Annotated in this window: 14 protein-coding genes and 1 pseudogene; 6 read left to right on the top strand and 9 right to left on the bottom strand. The window is 60.7% G+C overall.

Features of this window, described 5'->3' with window-relative positions:
- Positions 1 to 30: 30 nt before the first annotated feature.
- Together ACTG1P_RS03535 and ACTG1P_RS03530 are read right to left on the bottom strand one after the other, a co-directional pair.
- A complete protein-coding gene (locus tag ACTG1P_RS03535) occupies positions 31 to 555 on the bottom strand; it encodes a GNAT family N-acetyltransferase (RefSeq protein WP_374810437.1) in 525 nt (174 codons plus the stop codon).
- Entirely contained in the window at positions 552 to 1,790 is a 1,239-nt protein-coding gene (locus ACTG1P_RS03530; RefSeq protein WP_440000493.1) for a GGDEF domain-containing protein, read from the bottom strand. Before ACTG1P_RS03530 ends, ACTG1P_RS03535 begins: the two co-directional genes overlap by 4 nt.
- Positions 1,791 to 1,815: 25 nt before the next feature.
- Between ACTG1P_RS03530 and ACTG1P_RS03525 the strand changes: the two genes are divergently transcribed.
- Positions 1,816 to 1,944, top strand: coding sequence for a hypothetical protein (locus ACTG1P_RS03525; RefSeq protein WP_265062747.1), 129 nt, complete (start codon positions 1,816 to 1,818; stop codon positions 1,942 to 1,944).
- Between the two features lie 109 nt (positions 1,945 to 2,053).
- On the opposite strand, the gene ACTG1P_RS03520 is transcribed toward ACTG1P_RS03525, so the two are convergent.
- On the bottom strand, positions 2,054 to 2,548 hold the full coding sequence (locus ACTG1P_RS03520) for a prolyl-tRNA synthetase associated domain-containing protein (protein WP_338771105.1): 495 nt from the start codon (positions 2,546 to 2,548) through the stop codon (positions 2,054 to 2,056).
- Positions 2,549 to 2,714: 166 nt separating this feature from the next.
- Between ACTG1P_RS03520 and ACTG1P_RS03515 the strand changes: the two are divergent.
- Positions 2,715 to 5,140, top strand: a pseudogene (locus ACTG1P_RS03515) (DNA polymerase II).
- Between the two features lie 74 nt (positions 5,141 to 5,214).
- Positions 5,215 to 5,466: a DinI family protein gene (locus ACTG1P_RS03510; RefSeq protein WP_440000492.1), complete on the top strand. Its 252-nt coding sequence runs from the start codon at positions 5,215 to 5,217 to the stop codon at positions 5,464 to 5,466.
- A gap of 176 nt (positions 5,467 to 5,642) precedes the next feature.
- Here the strand turns inward: ACTG1P_RS03510 and ACTG1P_RS03505 are convergent, their stop codons facing one another.
- The 5 genes from ACTG1P_RS03505 to dcuC form a co-directional block, all read right to left on the bottom strand.
- A complete protein-coding gene (locus ACTG1P_RS03505) occupies positions 5,643 to 6,452 on the bottom strand; it encodes a DUF2927 domain-containing protein (RefSeq protein WP_440002280.1) in 810 nt (269 codons plus the stop codon).
- A 65-nt stretch (positions 6,453 to 6,517) separates the two neighbouring features.
- On the bottom strand, positions 6,518 to 7,021 hold the full coding sequence (locus ACTG1P_RS03500; protein WP_033137854.1) for a M48 family metallopeptidase: 504 nt from the start codon (positions 7,019 to 7,021) through the stop codon (positions 6,518 to 6,520).
- A 144-nt stretch (positions 7,022 to 7,165) separates the two neighbouring features.
- Positions 7,166 to 8,809: a hypothetical protein gene (locus ACTG1P_RS03495; protein ID WP_440000491.1), complete on the bottom strand. Its 1,644-nt coding sequence runs from the start codon at positions 8,807 to 8,809 to the stop codon at positions 7,166 to 7,168.
- 193 nt (positions 8,810 to 9,002) lie between these two features.
- Positions 9,003 to 10,649 carry a bifunctional metallophosphatase/5'-nucleotidase gene (locus tag ACTG1P_RS03490; protein ID WP_440000490.1) on the bottom strand — a complete coding sequence of 549 codons (1,647 nt, stop codon included), beginning with the start codon at positions 10,647 to 10,649 and terminating at the stop codon, positions 9,003 to 9,005.
- A gap of 91 nt (positions 10,650 to 10,740) precedes the next feature.
- The gene (dcuC, locus tag ACTG1P_RS03485) at positions 10,741 to 12,093 is read right to left on the bottom strand and encodes an anaerobic C4-dicarboxylate transporter DcuC (protein ID WP_440000489.1); all 1,353 of its coding nucleotides are present in this window, start codon (positions 12,091 to 12,093) and stop codon (positions 10,741 to 10,743) included.
- A 194-nt stretch (positions 12,094 to 12,287) separates the two neighbouring features.
- Between dcuC and ACTG1P_RS03480 the strand changes: the two genes are divergently transcribed.
- The gene (locus ACTG1P_RS03480) at positions 12,288 to 12,752 is read left to right on the top strand and encodes a hypothetical protein (protein ID WP_440000488.1); all 465 of its coding nucleotides are present in this window, start codon (positions 12,288 to 12,290) and stop codon (positions 12,750 to 12,752) included.
- 183 nt (positions 12,753 to 12,935) lie between these two features.
- Positions 12,936 to 13,532: a DUF922 domain-containing protein gene (locus ACTG1P_RS03475; RefSeq protein ID WP_440000487.1), complete on the top strand. Its 597-nt coding sequence runs from the start codon at positions 12,936 to 12,938 to the stop codon at positions 13,530 to 13,532.
- A gap of 313 nt (positions 13,533 to 13,845) precedes the next feature.
- Here ACTG1P_RS03475 and mnmC read toward each other — a convergent pair whose 3' ends face one another.
- Positions 13,846 to 15,864, bottom strand: a complete 2,019-nt coding sequence (mnmC, locus tag ACTG1P_RS03470) for a bifunctional tRNA (5-methylaminomethyl-2-thiouridine)(34)-methyltransferase MnmD/FAD-dependent 5-carboxymethylaminomethyl-2-thiouridine(34) oxidoreductase MnmC (RefSeq protein WP_440000486.1) — start codon at positions 15,862 to 15,864, stop codon at positions 13,846 to 13,848.
- Positions 15,865 to 15,954: 90 nt separating this feature from the next.
- Here mnmC and fabB point away from each other — a divergent pair, with 90 nt between their 5' ends.
- The gene (gene fabB, locus ACTG1P_RS03465) at positions 15,955 to 17,166 is read left to right on the top strand and encodes a beta-ketoacyl-ACP synthase I (protein WP_440000485.1); all 1,212 of its coding nucleotides are present in this window, start codon (positions 15,955 to 15,957) and stop codon (positions 17,164 to 17,166) included.
- The last annotated feature ends 53 nt before the right edge of the window (positions 17,167 to 17,219 follow it).

Below are 17,219 nucleotides of genomic sequence, written 5' to 3'. Positions count from 1 at the left end.
TTCGGGGCGCTCTTTTTATTACTGCTGCGGCTATGGTCGGCTGGGGCAGGGGGCTAGCTGATACATCTCCAGCCAGTTGCGATCCCCCGGATGGAAGCGCCGTCCCAGCAACACGCCACCGGCTGCTGTAATGACCTTGCGGGAAGCCAGATTGTCTTGGTCACAGCAGATCAGCACCGGCGCTGCCAGCACCTGTTGTTGCACCCAGCGCAGCAGCACGGTCGCGGCCCCTTCGCCACGGCGAGAGGGGCGGGTTTCGTAACCGATATGACCCAGCCACTGGCGGGTTGCCTCATTGTCACCGTGACGAAGACGCAGGGTGGCGATGATCTCCTCGCCATCGAGGGCAAAATAGGTGGTGGTCGGCAGGTATCCACTGGGCAAGTTGCGCCCTTTGGCGTGATCCAGCAGGCTCTGTAGCCAGCCGTCCGGGTCAAATTGCGCCACCTGATAGAGCGGCTGTCCGTCTTTGGCGCATTCGGTGACATAGCGCCGGTAAGCCGGAGCATCTGCCAGCCTGGCCGGTCGGCACTGCAGAGCGAGCACTGCGCTCATGACAGGAGCGCGCAGGGCGGCAGCGGTTGCGGCTCGTTGTGGTGGAGCTCCTGTACGCAGGCCCGTTGCCTTCCAGCCTGTTTGGCGGCGTAAAGGGCCCGATCCGCGCGCAGGTAGGCCGCTTCAAACCCCTCGTCAGGGTGCAGCGAGGTGAGGCCGATACTGAGGCTGATGGGGCCACCGGCCAGCTCCCAGGTCGCCTCGGCGATCTGCTGTTGCAGGCTGTGGCAGTAGTCGGGTAGGGTCTGCGGGTCCGCCATCAGCAGCAGGGCCAGCTCATCGCCGCCAAGCCGACCGGCCATGCCCTCGGCAGGCAGGGTATTGGTGATCACCCGACCCACGGCCCGCAGCATGGCATCACCGGCGGGGTGGCCGTGGCGGTCGTTGATCTGCTTGAAGTTGTCCAGATCGATCAGCAGCAGCTGGCCGGGGCTCGTCACCTCGCGGGCACGCAGGGCCACCTGGCGTTCGAAATAGTGGCGGCTGAACAGGCCGGTCAGCTCATCCTGATTGGCGCGCCGCTCCAGCGTGCGCTGGGTGGCCAGCAAGGCTTGCTGCTGGCGAGTGTGGACCAGGCTCAGCAGCAGATAACTGCGGGCGATGGTAAAGAGCAGGCTGAGCAGGATCACAGGTCCGAGCAGCGGATCGGTGAAGGAGTTGGCCGCCTGCTCCGGCTGCCAGAGGTGTTTGGCAATCCGCAGCAGTTGCAACAGCAGTTGCAGGCCGAGCAGCAGAATGGCAAAGCGCAGCACCCGATAGACAGGGGCCAGCCGCTGGTAGCGCCAGAGCTGCCAGATAAGCAGCGCAATCTGCAGCGAGAGCACGCCGGAGAGCACGATTATCCGACTGTGCACATCAAAGAGGGGTTGCTGCAGCGCGGTCAGGGCAAACAGGACGAAACCACCGAGGGTAACGGCGGGCAGCAGCCAGCCCAGTTGATCGGCTTCACGGCGAAAGAAGTGGCGCATCCCCCGTTCATAGAGCAGGGTGGTCGACATCAACAGCAGGTTGGTGCAGAGAATATTGGCAAGGGATGCATTTCCCTCGAGGGGGCGCAGCAGCAGGCAGCAAAAAGCCCCCGCGATAACCAGTTCCCCCGCTGACCAGTAGATCAATGCCCTGATCTGGCGATGGGTGTGCCACATGGCGGCGAAAATGGTGGCGACCCCCACATGTGACAGCGTGACGAACAGCACCAGACTCAACAACTGGGCCGAGGAAAACAGACTTGGCATCAAGGGGCTCTCTGGGAAGTCACCTGTGAACGAACAGGCGATGGGGTATCGCCTGCTGGCAGTGGCCGATCACAACATGAATCCAACCTATTATCAATTGGTTAAATGGCCGAATGTGCTCACCTCCGACTTCTTGCACGATGGCAATTGCTGACTCGATTTATCAGCGCACAAGGAGCCATTTTATTGTCTTGTCAGTCAATTTCGCTGCGTGAAAGGTGGTTGTGTTGGCGGCAGGGTGAACCCAACCGCCAGACGTTGTGCTAATCGCAGGTTGCAGCAGGCAAGCGCATGACGATGGCCTCCCTGTCCAGATGGGTCAGCAGACGGCGCACGTCGTCGAGGCGGATGATCAGAGTAGCGGTGTTGACCAGCGGATGGCACTGCACCTGTTCGGCCTGCCAGATGGCCTCGTCTACCACCAGCTCTACCGCTTTTTCCCTGTCGCGCACCATGGCGAGCAGGGTCACCGAGCCCGGGGTAAGGCCGAGCACCGCATCGAGTCGCTCAGGGGAGCCAAAGCTCAGCCGTTTGACCCCGAGCATGGCTGCCAGCGCCTTGAGGTCGACCCGGTGCTCCTCCGGACTCACCACCAGAAACAGCCGCTCGCTTTTCGGGTCGCGCAAAAAGAGGTTCTTGGTCTTGGCGGCGGGCAGGTCGGGCAGCAACTTGCTCGCCTCCTCACAGGTAAACACCGGGGGATGATCAACACGCTGGTAGGGGATAGCCAGCTGATCCAACAGGGAATAGATTGCCACAAAGACTCCTTTCGTCGGCGAAGAGTGGTCAGAACGGGATGGGCGGGAATAACGACCGGATCGAGCTTACCAGTTTGACTCCCGCCTCGCAGCCAGTGTGACGATTGCGAGCTGGCACTGTATGAACGTACAATAGTCCCATTCTCGGACAGCCCCTTTACGCTTCATGATTGCAACCCAGCCCACCGTACCCGCCACCCCACCCCTCGACGGTTTTATCCTGACCCGCCACGGTCGGGACGTGCGCGGCCGCCACGGGCTGCCTGCAACCACCGAAATCGTGATGTGGCTCTGGAGCGCGCAGGGGCCGGTGCGGGTGGTGGTGCCGGGGCAGGAGCCGGTGTTCTTTTTGCCACAGAGCCACATGGCAGAAGCCGCCGAGCTGTTCAAGGGGGCCGGGGTGAGCGGGCGGTTTCGCCGCCTGCCGATGCATACCTTCGACGGTCGCCCTGTGGTGGGCTGCTATTTCGCTACCCTGAGCGCCTTTCACCGCGCCATCGAGCTGCTGCTTATTCGCGGGCTGGAGCACTTCGAGGCGGATATCCGGCTGCCAGAGCGCTTTTTGATGGAGCGCTTCATCACCGCTGGTGTGCGCTTCGATGGCCGGGCGGTGAAGAAGGGTGGCAACAGGGCTACTGGGAGGTGAACGAGGCACGCTGCGCACCGCAGGCGGTGACGCCAACTCTCTCCTGGGTGTCCCTCGACGTAGAGTGCGCCATGGACGGGGCGCTCTTCTCGGTCGGTCTTTACTGCGAGCAGGATGCGCGGGTCATCATGATCGGCGCACCGGAGGCGGATGCCGAGAGCTGGGGCACCAAGGTCGAGTGGGTGGCGGATGAAAGCGCCCTGCTTGGCGCGCTGGAGAGCTGGTTCAGCCTGCACGACCCCGATCTGGTGATTGGCTGGAACGTGGTCAACTTCGACTTTCGCCTGCTGCTGCGCCGCGCCGAACTTAACAAGCGGCGGCTGCGGCTCGGACGGGGGCGCGAGCTCTGTTTCTGGCGCTCGTCACGGGGCGATCCCCAGACCGGCAACGTCATCATTCCCGGGCGCATGGTGCTCGATGGCATCGACACCCTGAAAAGCGCCACCTGGCAGTTTGCCAGCTACAGCCTGGATGCGGTGGCGAGCGAACTGCTCGGCCGTGGCAAGGATATCGAGGATGTGGTCAATCGGGGGGAGAAGATCACCGAGCTGTTCCACTCCGACAAGGAGGCGCTGGCCCGCTACAACCTGGAAGATTGCAAGCTGGTGTGGGAGATCTTTGACTATTGCCACCTCATCCCTTTTGCCATTGAACGCGCCTCCCTCACCGGCCTTGAGCTGGACAGGGTAGGGGGCTCGGTGGCGGCCTTTACCAACCTCTATCTGCCGCGGCTCCATCGTGGCGGCTACGTGGCCCCCAATTTGCCGGCCGACGGGGGGCTGGCGAGCCCCGGCGGCTATGTGATGGACTCCAAACCCGGTCTCTATCGCCATGTGCTGGTGCTCGATTTCAAGAGCCTCTATCCCAGCATCATCCGCACCTTCTGCATCGATCCCATGGGACTTATCGAGGGGTTGCAACACCCCGACCACGCTATTCCGGGCTTTCGCGGCGCCATGTTCTCCCGCGAGCGGCACTTCTTGCCGGATCTCATCGCTACCTTGTGGGCGGCGCGGGACAGAGCCAAGGCGGCCAGCAACAAGGCGCTCTCCCAGGCCATCAAGATCATCATGAACTCCTTCTACGGCGTGCTGGGGTCGGGGGGCTGCCGTTTCTATGATCCGCGCCTAGCCTCGTCCATTACCCTGCGTGGCCACAGCATCATGCAGCAGACCCGCGAGTGGATTGAAGAGAAGGGGTTCGAGGTGATCTATGGCGACACCGACTCCACCTTTGTCCATCTGGGGCGCGAGACCAGCCCGGATGAGGCGGACGAGATCGGCCAGCGACTGGCGCAAATGATCAACGATAACTGGGCTGCACTGATCAGGCGCGAGTTCGATCTGCCGAGTTATCTCGAGATCCAGTACGAGACCCACTACCGCCGCTTTCTGATGCCCACCATCCGCGGCTTGGAGAAGGGCAGCAAGAAGCGCTATGCGGGGCTGGTTGGCAAGGCCAGCGAGGGGAGTGAACAGCTGGTGTTCAAGGGGCTCGAATCGGTGCGTACCGACTGGACCATGCTGGCCAAGCAATTCCAGACCCGCCTCTATGAGCTGGTGTTTCACGATGAAGATCCCAGCGGCTATGTGCGCACCATGGTGGATGAGACTCGCACCGGTCGTCACGATGATCTGCTTATTTACCGCAAACGGCTACGCCAGAAGCTGGAAGAGTACCAGAAGAATGTGCCGCCCCATGTGCGGGCAGCGCGGCTGGCCGATGAGGAGAACTTGCGCCGCGGTCTGCCCCAGCGCTATCAGCATCGGGGCGCCATCGCTTATCTGATGACCCTCAATGGCCCAGAACCGCTGGAGTACCGGCGCAGCGCCATCGATTACGAACACTATATCGACAAGCAGTTGCGGCCCATTGCCGATGCCATCCTGCCCTTTATCGGCGAGTCGTTCGACCGGATCTGCGGCCAGCAGCTGGATCTTTTCTGATTGGTGCAAGTTGGCACTTTACTTCCCATGAATACTGGATAAAAATACAGTTATAAATCATGGAGAAGTTTCCTATGCGTCTTGAAATCATCATCGACAGAAAACATCAGATCCCGACCTCGACCATGGAGGCGCTGCGTCAGGAGCTGCTCAAGCAGCTTGGCGAAAAATTCCCCGACATCCATGTGCGGGTCGCGCCGGGCAGTGCCATGGCCCTGACCGTCAGCCGTGCCAGCAAGGAAGACAAAGAGCTGGCCGAAGCCATGGTGCAGGATGTGTGGGAGAACGCCGACAGCTGGATGCCGGAAGAGAACGTCGCCTCCTGATCCCGCACGGTCAGTGGATAACTCGGGCGTTCGATAAATGGGTTGCTGATAAACGGGCATGCCCGCGAATGATCCGCCGATCCCCGGACAACAAAAACGCAGCCAGGTGGCTGCGTTTTTTGTGGGTGGTGAGAGGCTCGCGGTGGTTTTTCTAGCTTTGGGTTGTGCCAGGCTCGTTACAACCCCGCCCAGCTTTTCAGGCTCTGCTGCTGCACCCGGCGATTGGCCTCGCGGATCTCCCCTTTGACGCGCAGACCCTTGATTGCGAGCGGCAGGACTGCGCGTACCTCGTCGCTGCTCATCCCGGCCTTGAGGGCCGGGTGATAGGCCATCTTGAGCAGCACATAGTCCAGCCCGGTCAAAAAGCTGTCGATGCTGTTGTCATTGAAGATGGAGGGAAACACCTTGTCCGAGTCGTTGGGCAGCCCCATCACCTGGGTGAACTCCTCCACCACGCAGTCGAGAAAGCGCCCCTTGGCCCGGCTGTAGTCTACCGGAATGATGATGGTGGCACGGCTGATCTCGTGTTTCGTATTGGTTGCGAAGTTGGCCAAGCAGAGCCCCTCCTTGAGTGCCATCCCGACCGACGGGTCGCCCCCCATGGTGCGGTTGGCCCAGCTCTTCATCTTGCTGTAGTCGGTCATGATCAGGGTCAGATTGGGCTTGCTGCTCACCATGCTGATGGGATGGCCGGTGATGCGGGCCAGATGGGCCGCCTGCACTTTCACCACGTCTGCCTGCAGCGGCTTGTCACCCGACTCGTTGATAAGTTGCAGCCGGATCGGCTGATGCCAGCGGGCAAAACGGGTCTGCCCGGCTTCGCCATACTCCCGCTCCATGACGATGGCCATAAAGCTCTCGGTGAGATAGCTGTCGCTCTGCCAGCGCTCATCGGCCCGGGTGCTGTGGCCTGCGAGCAGAAGCAGCAGGGCCAGCAGCCCACGTGACGCGCGGCGGGGATAGTCAGCGCGGCCCAAGCTGGTCATTACCAAAGTGGCAATAAAGCGGGTGGCACCAAATGGCATGTTTCCTCCCTGAAACGGTTGTCAACCTAGCGGCTGGCCTTGTCGATATCGCGCCAGGTGAGCCAGAGCCTGAGATCAAACTCCAGTTGATGATAGTCGGGCTCCATATGTTGGCAGAGCTGGTAAAAGCTCTTGTTGTGATCCTTCTCTTTGATATGGGCCAGCTCGTGCACCACGATCATTTTCAGGAACGGAGGCGGCGCCTCCTTGAACAGGGCGGCGATGCGGATCTCGTTCTTGGCCTTGAGCTTGCTGCCTTGTACCCGGCTGACGTAGGTGTGCAGGCCGAGGGCATCCTTGATCACGTTGATCTTGCCATCGAACACCACCTTTGACAGGGGCGCCGAGCTCTTGAGGTAGCGATTCTTCAGCTCCATGGTGTAGGCGAGCAGCGCCTTGTCGCTCTGGATCTGGTGGCTTTCCGGATAGCGTTTAGCCAGCATCTCCCCCAGCTTGCCCGCCGCAATCAGCTGCTGTACCTGTGCCTTGAGAGGGTCGGGATAGCCGCCCAGATAAGTCAGTTCTGCCATGGTGTCACTCGTTACATCAAAAAGAGCGTCATTGTAGTTATCTCGGGCGGGCTTGCCTACTGCGTGCCGATGCTGCAAGGGGCTCTGGCGCAAGAAAAAGGGCGGCCATTGCAACAATGGCCGCCCTGCGGGCGAGATGGGTGATCAGCGTCGGCGATAGAGACCCGGATCCACCTCTTCGTAGTGGCTGGTCAGGTATTGATAGAAGGCGAGATGGGAAGGAGAGCTAGGTTTTTTCAGCTCCTCGCTCACCCGATCCGGTTTGGCGATGATGAACTTCGGGCTCTGGCGCTGGATATCGGCCAGCACCCGCTCGCGCACGTCATAGGGCGGATTGACGTTGGCAAAGAAGAGGTAGGCGGAAGCCGGCTGGCGATCGGTCCAGAGATAATATTGCGGCTGGATGCCATCGACCCAGATCTTGTCGCTCGGGCCGGTCTCGGCCTTGATGCGATCAACCCGTACCTGCGCCGCCGGATTGAAGGGACGGCCCTTGAGGGTGCCTTCCCAGGCGTTGTTGATCATCAGCAGCAGCATGGCCAGCGTTGCCAGCCAGGGGGTGGCACTGCGCACATCCCAGGCACGCCAGAGGGGGATGAGGATCAGTACCGGCAGCGCCCACAGCAGGCTGGTGCCGAGCACCTCGTTGACCCGCTCGAGAGACCACTCCTTGGTGCTCCAGCCAAAGGCGAGCTGCTGGGCCAGCAGCCAGCTGGCGGTGAGCACCACCAGCGAGATGCAGAGCAGGCCGATGGCATCAGCCTGCTGTTCGCTGCGATCCAGCAATACCGCCAGCGGCAGCACAGCCAGTTGCAGATAGAGCACGTCGTAGTGATCGAACACATGGCCGGAGACCGAGTTGGCGATCAGGGTAAACAGCACCCCAAACAGGGTTGCCAGCAGGGCGGGCAGATACCACTCCTGACGGCGGCTCAACATCAGAATGATAAAGGCGGGTAGCAGCATCACCAGGCCGGTGCGCAACAGGCCGACGGCACCGACCATGGGGGAGAAGCCATTGCCGTAGCTCCCTTCGAAGAAGATGTCGAAGGCGTAGTATTTGAAGGCCGCCAGCAGATCATGCTGCTGGAAGTAGGCGTAAAGCGGGCCGCCAATCAGCGCCAGCCCCAGCAGGCTGGAGATGAGCAGCAAGATGGCATCACGCCACTTCTCATGCAGACACCAGTGGCAGAACAGCACCAGATACCAGGCTCCCCAGAAGGCGCCGTTGTTGGTGCGCATCCAGGCGACGATGGCGAAGGTGAGGGCCGCCACCAGCGCCGGCCACCAGCGAAATCCCTTGTCCAGCAGCAGGGTGATGAAGGCCCACTGGGCGATGAGGGCGAGGTGGAAGGTCCAGTCCTCAGTCATGTTGCCGTAGTAGTAACGGGTGCCGTAGAGAGCCAGCACCGCCAGCATGGCGCCAAGGCGCGCCTTGAACGAGAGTCCGAGCTGGGCAAAGGCCTGCCAGCTGGCCAGCAATCCGAGCCAGCAGAGCACCCACTCCAGTGTCCAGATCCCGACAAATCCCCCCATTCGATAGCCCAGTGCGTCGAGAGCGAAGATCATCGGCCCCTTGATGTCGATCATGTCGCGATAGAGCACCCCCCCTTCGCTCCACATCTTGCCCATCACCGCGAACAGCGAGGCATCAAACCCCGGCGCCATGGCGTGGAAGAGCGGGTTGCGCAGACAGAAGAGCAGCGCCAGCAAGGCGGTCAGCAGCACAATGGCTGGCTTGATACCCGGGTTGACGCGAGGGGGAGTGAAACGGATGGAGTGATTCATGAAGTCGCCTGTTCCTGCAGCTGGTCTTGAAAGCGGGCCTATCTTGCCGAGCTAGTGAGTGCGATGCAATGGGGCAGGCCCGTGTGGGGCAAATATTCTCGAAAAAGCCCGGTTCTTGCAGGGAACCGGGCGCTGGCTGCGGCAATATTGGCCGTCAGGGGGATGTGGCGAAGCCAGCCATTCCCCCTCTGCATCAATGGATGTACTCAAGCAGGGGGGGCTGCGCTTCCAGTGTGGGCAGGTGACGGGCCCAGCGGATAAAAGCGTCGGCCAGGGTGATGCCGAGCTCCTGATTGTGCTGGGTCAGGGTGCGCGCCAGTGCGGTGTAACCCTCCTTGCCGGAGGCGGTATAGGCGCTCGACACCCCGCGATAGACCTGTGCGGCATTGACCGCTTGCCACTGGCCGGGGGCGGCTTCCCACTCCAGTCGGGTGATGCGCTGGCCCTTGGGCCGATCGGCCTGATAGGTGAATCGCACCCCTGCGGTGTAGGGGAAGCTGCCGTTGCCATTGCCGACCACGCCGTTGTTGGTGGCGTTGTCGATGGCATTCTCCAGCGCCTCCGCCAACTCGTGACCGTGCACCCGATAGAGGGTGAGGGGAATGGCAAACGGCAGCAGGCGACCGGCGATATCCGCTTCGCTCAGGGGGCCCGGCTCCAGCGAGCAGCGCACGCCGCCAGCATTGTGCAGGGCAAAGTCCACCTCGCCTACCTGTTCACGGGCGGCGGTCAGCATGGCGCGGGCCACCAGCGGGGCGAGCTGGCTGCCGTGGGGCAGGGTGGCATCCGGCAGCCGCTGATGGGGCAGTGGCGCCGCCAGTCGGGTGACGATGCGCTGGCTCATGGTTTCAATCTCCGGCCGGTAGCGTTTGGCCAGATGTTGTTCAAGCAGTGGATCCGGCTCGCAGAAGGTTAGCCCGACAGGTGGCGTGGAGGCGAACGGCCAGGGATGCCAGGGGAGCCACTCCAGCTGCCCCTGACTCTGCACGACGCGGCCTGCCTCATCGAAGGTGAGCTCGCAGACACCGAGGCAGAGGGCGCTGTGGCCAGCGTGCAAAATGGCCACCCCATTGTTCATCAAGGGGTAGGTACCTTCGCTTGGCAGACCCAGCGGCGCGAGATCGCCGAGCAGGCTGTGGGTATGGCCGCCAATGATGAGGCTGAGCTCTGGGAAGCGCTCGGCCAGCAGCTTGTCCTGATCCAGCCCGAGGTGGCTCAGCAGCACGATATGCTGGATCCCTTCGCGCTTTATCTCCCGCAGCACCTTGGTGAGGGTGTCGGCTACTGCGTGGAAACGGGTGTGGGGATCCGGGTTGGCGATGGCAGCCATCTGGGCGAGGGTGATGCCAAGCAGCGCAAAGGGAACCCCGTCGATCACCCGGCGATGCCAGGGCTGATGGGCGTCGTAGAGGTGGGGGATATCCCACAGCCCGAGGGTTGTGTCGGCTGGCTCCTGGCTGTTGTCCAGATTGGCGGCCAGCACCGGAAAATCGAGCTGGCGCAAGAACTCCACCAGCGGGCCGTTGCCCAGATCGAACTCGTGGTTGCCGAGCACCATGGCATCGGGGGCCAGCATGGCGAGCAGGTCGGCGTTGGCGCGCCCTTTGAAGCGGTTGAAATAGAGAGAGCCCTGAAAGGAGTCGCCACCGTGCAGAAACAGAAAACGCTGGCCAGCTGCTGCGGCTTTGGCACGCAGTTGGGTCAGTCGGGTCAGGATCCGGGCATAACCGCCGCACTGGGTGCGCCACTGGCCTTCACCGACAGGGGAGAAGCTCATGGGCGCGCCATCGAAGTGGGAGTGGCAATCACTGAAATGGGCAAGTTGAACCGTAATACTCATCTCGGTCCTCCTTAGGGGGAAAATGAGCACCGAGTCTACTGCAAAGGGGGGGGAGGATACCAGCCCGGCAGGATGCCGGGCTGGCCAGTGATCAGGCGGGTACCATGATCTGGGTGGCGACAATCACCACCAGCAGGCCGACGGCGACCGGCATACTGGTGCGTTTGACCACCTCGAACGGCGAGAGCTTGCCCATCCCGGCACAGGCGACCACCACCCCGGAGACCGGAGAAATGGTGCGACCCAGGTTGGAGGCTTGCAGCATTGGGATCACCAGATAGGCCGGGTTGATGCCAAGGCTGCTGGCCAGGTTGGGGATCAGCTCCACGAAGGCGTAGAAGGGGGCATTGCCCGAGCCGGTGGTGAAGGCGGCCAGGGTGGTGATCACCACCAGTGACAGCATCATGATCAGGCCGCCGGAGCCGAGATCCTGCGCGTGAGCCAGCAGGGTGTCGATAAAGCCGATGGTCATCAGACCCTGGGCGAAGACACCGGCACCGACCAGCAGCATGACCACACCGGCAAAGGCGTCAGCCATGTTGCGCCAGCAGACCTGGAGACCGTCCAGCAGCTCCTTGCCATTGCGGATCCGCACCAGCTCCAGCAGGCTGGCCAGCACCATGCACATGACGATGATGGTGACGATATCCAGCTGCGGGCCCCATTTGCCGTCAAACACCAGCACCCCGATGATGGGGGTAAAGGGCAGGATGGCGTAGAAAGCTGGGGCGCTAGTCACCAGGTCACCCGGGGCGACCGGTTCGTTGTGCTCACCGGATTTTTGGTCAAGGTAGCGCTGCCAGAAGAAGTGGGTCACCGCCATGCAGGCGATCGCCACCAGCGAGATGGGCAGGGTCAGCTTGAAGGCAAAATCCAGCAGCGGCATGTTGGCGGCCTGGGCGGCCATCACCACGTCACCGGAGGTCGGTGCCAGAATGATGGCGGCTGGCGAGGCGCACACGGCCGCAGCCGCGCCACGGGAGATCCCCATGTTGACCATCAGCGGGAACAGGGTGGCCATCAGCAGCACACCGAGGCCGGTAGCGGAGCTGACCGCCAGCGACATGGCGCAGGCCACCAGATAGGCAGCCACCAGCAGGATATAGGGGGACTTGATGATGCCGAGCGGTTTGCTGGCCAGCTTGACCAGAATGGTGTTGGCGCCGATATGGCTCATGTAGCCGGCGAAGCCGCACAGCACCATGATCAGCATCCCCAGTCCACCGCCACGGTCATTGAGCAGGAAGCGGACGTATTCGAAGATATCGGTCGCGATATAACCGGTGCTGACCACCTTGCTCGGCAGTACCGGCTTGCCCATCATGGCGGTGATGACCAGCAGCAGCAAGCCGCCGCTCAGCAGCACCCCGGTCGCGGAGTATCCTTTGAAAATGGCACGGCCCACCACCAGGGTGACCAGGGTGCCAACGATGAGTTCGAGCATATGTTGCCTTCTGATTGGATGAGAGTGGAAGGAGTCTATTCCGATAGGGGTAGAGTGGCGACTGGAAACAGGATGTTGTGTGAGCTAAATCAACGTTTAACCCCATGAACAGAATTAAAGAAAGGTAAAGGTACTTTACCCAGCGGGTTTGGCTACCTACCCTTCCAGCCTTGGTTGTCTTTTGAGGCTTTTATATGGCGTTCGGTGATTTTTCAGGCATTAAACGCTCTATTTTTCTGCTTGCGATGTTATTTTCGCCTACTTGCGTGTTTGCTGTAACCAATGACGGTTTTCATCAAACCGGTCCTCATCAGGCGGTCGCCATGCGGCGTCTCATGGCTCCCCACTCTTACGGTGTACTGGTGGTAGCCGAGGGGAACACCCCCCGTTTTGCCGCGCTGGCATCCAAAACCACCGAAGCAAACTGCCTGGCCCGTCATGCCATCCGGGTAGATGGGGTCGCGCTGCTGGTCACCCCGAAATTCTATGCCAAAGAGGGAAAACGGGGACTTTGCGAGTTGTGGCTCAATGAGGGTGCGGATCAGGACTTTTTTGCCAACCGTCTTAAAAATGATCATTTTATTCAGATAGATGGTCATGACATTAATGTGAAAAACTATCACCTCGACTGGCAGCGCATCAGCCATCATGCTCAATAAAAATACAGTTTTGGCCTTGTGCCATACTCTGCTCACGCAACCTGTGAGCGTGCTCTGATTTCTGGGCCCATCATTGTATTGCGCCGCCTCGTCGTCACACATAGGCTATACCCGTCATCTGTGTGGCGGTGGGGTTCACCAAGGTTGGTACTCCGCCCGTGCAATCAAGGAAGGTAGTCTGGCATGGTCAGCAAGGTTTATGGAGTAGTGGGGGTCGGGTTGTTGCTGTTGCCCCTGATGAGTCAGGCTCAGCCGAGCCGGCCGCAAGTGGTGCCAGAGTCCCGCATCAATGTCCGTTTTTATGAGGTCAATGCAACCAGTCCGGCGCAGCTTGCCCGGGCGATTGCCCAGAGTGCTCCCAAGGTGAATGGCAAGCCCGTGCTCGGCAAGGCGAGTTATCAGGTGGACTGGCAGCTGGATACCGAGCAGTTGCCGGGGCGCTGCCAGCTCAACCGGGTGACGGTGACCACCAACGCCACCGTGTTGCTGCCCCGCTGGCGTCAGAGCGCGAACAGTAACGATCCTGCCCGCCAGCGCTGGGGGCGGCTGCTCTCCAGCATGTTTGACTACGAATCCCGTTTCAAGGAGATGGTGCTGCAGGGGGCCAATCAGGTTGGTGGCGCCATTGCGGCGTTACCGGGCCATGCAGATTGTCAGGCACTGCGCTATGCCGCGTGGGCAGCGGGCAGTGGCGAGCTGAGCAAGATCAAGGGACGGCTCGACGGATTCCAGCGGCAGACTGGTTACGGCGAACAGCTCGGGGTGCACTGGCCCAAGTGAGCGCTATCTCAAGACGCAATATCCAGCATCGCACGATTTGATAAATAGAATGGCCGCCCGATGGGCGCAATGCTGTTCAGATAAGCACTTTATTGACTGATTATTCATAAATTAGATTTGAGTTGGGGGGCAAGGCTGTGTCCAGTCGATCTTCCTCCAGCCTTTATCCAGCGAGGCTTGCAATAGAAAGAGGGAGGCATCATGCCTCCCTCGCTTTTTTGTCCTGATACTACGTGGACTGGAACTCAAATTCTCTTAAGTGAACAGCATTGCGCCCGATGGGCGGCCATTCTATTTGTTTGCAGAGTCAGGTTCAGACTAGCGCTTTGCCCTTGAGCAGCTTGCGAACCCAATAACGGGCTGGGTGGAGCGCTTCCAGCAGATCGGCGGCCAGCGGCAGGGGATCGCCGCAGATCTCGCTGGCGAGCAGCTCACCACAGAGCGGCGCCGAGCAGAGGCCCCGCGAGCCGAGCGCCCCCAGCACATAGAGGCCGGGGTGAAGGGGGATCGGCTGGGCGTTGTGTTGATCATGCTGCAGCTGCACATAGTGATCAGCCAGACCTTGCAATCTGGCCACTGGCCCCACCACCGGCAGGTGATCCCGGCTGGCGCAACGCACGCCTACGCGCGCCTCATTGCCACTCACATCCACCTCGGCGGGCCAGGTCTGCTCCGGCAGGCAGGCTTGCAACCGCACCTGATTCTGGATCTGTTCATCGGCACGAAACTCAAGGCTGCTCTGGTTACGGCCATAGCTGGCACCGATGCAGTGTTGATCGTTGTGCATCGGTGTGAGGTAGCCATCGTAGCAGAGCACGGTCTTGAGCTGACGCAAGCTGGCCGTGGTCGGCACATGGCTCACCTGACCGCGCACCGGATAGAGCGGCAGCTCGGCAAAGGGGAGCAATGCTGGCAACTGGTGACCGGCAGCGACCACCAGATTGGGGGCCTGCCAGCGGCGTCCGTCACGGCTCTCGACCTGCCAGCCATCCACTTGTTCGGTAATGGCAACCACCTCGGTGTTGAACACTACCTCCAGCAGCCCACTGGCTTGCGCTTCCTTGATGGCTGCGCGGGTGAGATCGGCCGGACAGAGCCAGCCACCCAGCGGGTAACTGACGCAGCTGTGGCCGCAGGGCAGGTCAACCACCTGCTCTACCTCTGCTGTAGAGAGGGGATGCATCAGTTCGGACGGGAAGGGGCCTTGGCTCATTTTCGCCAACTTGGCTGCCGATTTTTCGTCATAACCGAGCTGGGTCACTCCGCATAATTCGAAAGCGATAGGATGGCGTTCGGCCAACGCCAGCAGCCGTTGGCGGGCATAGCCAAAGGCGAGCGAATAGAAGCGTGACAGCGCATCGTGCTCACCATTGAGCAGTGGATAAAGCGCCCCTTGGCGGTTGCCGGAGGCGCCGGTGGCCGGTTCGTCATCTGCACACAGCAACGTCACCTTGCGACCCCGCTCCACCAGAGGGAGCGCCGTCATGGCCGAGGCGATGCCGCCGCCGATGATCACCACCTCGCCAGCGTGTCCGGCAGGACGGGCATACCAGGGGGCGATGGTCTGCTGCGGCTGCTTGTCGGTGCGATCCCCCACCAGCATCTCCCGCTTGCTACCGTGGCCCTTCACCTTCTTCATGGCAAAACCGGCGGCAATCAGGCCGCGACGGACAAAACCGGCACAGGTAAAGGTGGCAATGGAGCAATCGGGACGGGCGAGGCGAGCGAGACCATCAAACAGCTCCTGTGTCCACATCTCCGGGTTCTTGGCCGGGGAGAAACCATCCAGATACCAGGCATCCACCAGACCTTCTGCCCGATGAGGCACCTGCGGCAGCATATCCTTGATATCGCCAAACCAGAGATCGAGGCGAATGCGGCCACCCGCAAAATGCAGGCGGTGGCAACCGGAGACCGGCAGCGGCCATTGGGCGATAAGATCCTGACTCAAGTGGCCAAGTTCAGGCCAGGCGGCCAACGCCTTGCGCAGATCGTCCTGTGTCAGGGGGTATTTCTCGAAACTGATGAAGTGCAGACGGGAGCCGTTGCCGGATTGGGGCGCCTGTTCCAGGAAGGCTTGCATTGTCGCCAGAAAGTTAAGGCCTGTGCCGAAACCTGTTTCACCTATCACGAAACTGTCACTATCGTGGTGCGAAAATCGCGCAGGTAGCCGGTTTTGCTGCAAAAAGACGTAGCGGGTTTCACTTAGACCGTTATCATTGGAAAAGTACACATCCCCGAAGTCACTGGAGACAGGAGTTCCCGCTTCATTCCAGTCCAATCGGGCATGATGTAAGGATGTTTGACTCACGTTTTCCTCGGCTCGCGTCACAAAATCGCGGGCATTCTACGTGAAAGCAGACCAGTTTGGCAGCCGAAAGCGGGTAGACTTGGCGCCAGTTTTTCCAGACGAGATGAATTAATGAGAAGAGCAGTGATCACCGGTATCGGCGTCATCTCCAGTATCGGCAACAACAAGGAAGAAGTGCTGGCCTCCCTGAAAGCAGGTAAATCCGGCATCACCTATTCCGAGCAGTTCGAGCAGCACAACCTGCGCAGCCGTGTCTGGGGTAACATCAAACTCGATCCGTCTGAACTGATCGACCGTAAAGTCATGCGTTTCATGGGCGACGCTGCGGCCTACGCCTACCTCTCCATGCAGCAGGCCATTGAAGATGCCGGTCTGGCGGAAGATCAGGTCTCCAACGAGCGTACCGGCCTGGTGGTCGGTTCAGGTGGTGCCTCCGGCAAGAACACCTCGGAATCTGTGGACATCGCCCGTGAGAAAGGGGTCAAGCGTGTGGGCCCTTACATGGTGCCGCGCACCATGTCTTCCACCACATCTGCTTGCCTGGCGACCCCGTTCCAGATCAAGGGTGTCAACTACTCCATCAGCTCCGCCTGCGCCACCTCTGCTCACTGCATCGGTCACGCGCTTGAGCTGATCCAGCTTGGCAAACAGGATGTGGTCTTCGCCGGTGGCGGTGAAGAGCTGGACTGGTCCTCTACCATCCAGTTTGACGCCATGGGTGCACTCTCTACCAAGTACAACGACACGCCGGAAAAAGCCTCCCGTACCTATGATGCGAACCGCGATGGTTTCGTTATCTCCGGTGGTGGCGGCATCCTGGTGGTTGAGGAGCTGGAACATGCTCTGGCCCGTGGTGCTCACATCTATGCCGAGCTGACCGGTTACGGTGCTACTTCTGATGGTTACGACATGGTTGCCCCGAGTGGCGAAGGCGCGGTGCGTTGCATGAAGATGGCAATGCAGGGGGTCGGCAAGGTTGACTACATCAACACCCACGGCACCTCCACCCCGGTTGGCGATACCAAGGAGCTAGAAGCTATCCAGACTCTGTTTGGCGCCAACGGTCCCAAGATCTCTGCCACCAAGGCGATGACCGGCCATGCGCTGGGCGCTGCAGGCGTGCACGAGGCTGTGTACTCCCTGCTGATGATGGAACACGGCTTTATCGCCCCCAGCATCAACATCGAGACCCTGGACGAGAAAGCGGAAGGTCTGCCCATCGTGCGCGAGTACGAAGCGGCCGAGCTCAACACCGTCATGTCCAACAGCTTCGGCTTTGGCGGTACCAACGCCTCCCTGGTGTTCAGCAAGTTCAAAGCTTGATCATCCGGTTGATATGAAAAAAGCGCCTCAGGGCGCTTTTTTTGTCTTCGGGA

Origin of the sequence: Aeromonas sp. 11P (assembly GCF_051920165.1) — a bacterium.
In the GTDB taxonomy this organism is placed as follows: Bacteria; Pseudomonadota; Gammaproteobacteria; order Enterobacterales; family Aeromonadaceae; genus Aeromonas; species Aeromonas veronii.
The sequence above is the reverse complement of the archived record's forward strand: the minus strand, read 5'-3'. Positions and strand labels throughout refer to the sequence as shown.

What these genes read in the sequence shown, in the direction of transcription:
- ACTG1P_RS03535 (WP_374810437.1), bottom strand. Translation starts at nt 555, where the DNA reads ATGAGCGCAGTGCTCGCTCTGCAGTGCCGACCGGCCAGGCTGGCAGAT.
- ACTG1P_RS03530 (WP_440000493.1), bottom strand. Translation starts at nt 1,790, where the DNA reads ATGCCAAGTCTGTTTTCCTCGGCCCAGTTGTTGAGTCTGGTGCTGTTC.
- ACTG1P_RS03510 (WP_440000492.1), top strand. Translation starts at nt 5,215, where the DNA reads ATGCGTCTTGAAATCATCATCGACAGAAAACATCAGATCCCGACCTCG.
- ACTG1P_RS03505 (WP_440002280.1), bottom strand. Translation starts at nt 6,452, where the DNA reads ATGACCAGCTTGGGCCGCGCTGACTATCCCCGCCGCGCGTCACGTGGG.
- ACTG1P_RS03500 (WP_033137854.1), bottom strand. Translation starts at nt 7,021, where the DNA reads ATGGCAGAACTGACTTATCTGGGCGGCTATCCCGACCCTCTCAAGGCA.
- ACTG1P_RS03495 (WP_440000491.1), bottom strand. Translation starts at nt 8,809, where the DNA reads ATGAATCACTCCATCCGTTTCACTCCCCCTCGCGTCAACCCGGGTATC.
- ACTG1P_RS03490 (WP_440000490.1), bottom strand. Translation starts at nt 10,649, where the DNA reads ATGAGTATTACGGTTCAACTTGCCCATTTCAGTGATTGCCACTCCCAC.
- dcuC (WP_440000489.1), bottom strand. Translation starts at nt 12,093, where the DNA reads ATGCTCGAACTCATCGTTGGCACCCTGGTCACCCTGGTGGTGGGCCGT.
- ACTG1P_RS03480 (WP_440000488.1), top strand. Translation starts at nt 12,288, where the DNA reads ATGGCGTTCGGTGATTTTTCAGGCATTAAACGCTCTATTTTTCTGCTT.
- ACTG1P_RS03475 (WP_440000487.1), top strand. Translation starts at nt 12,936, where the DNA reads ATGGTCAGCAAGGTTTATGGAGTAGTGGGGGTCGGGTTGTTGCTGTTG.
- fabB (WP_440000485.1), top strand. Translation starts at nt 15,955, where the DNA reads ATGAGAAGAGCAGTGATCACCGGTATCGGCGTCATCTCCAGTATCGGC.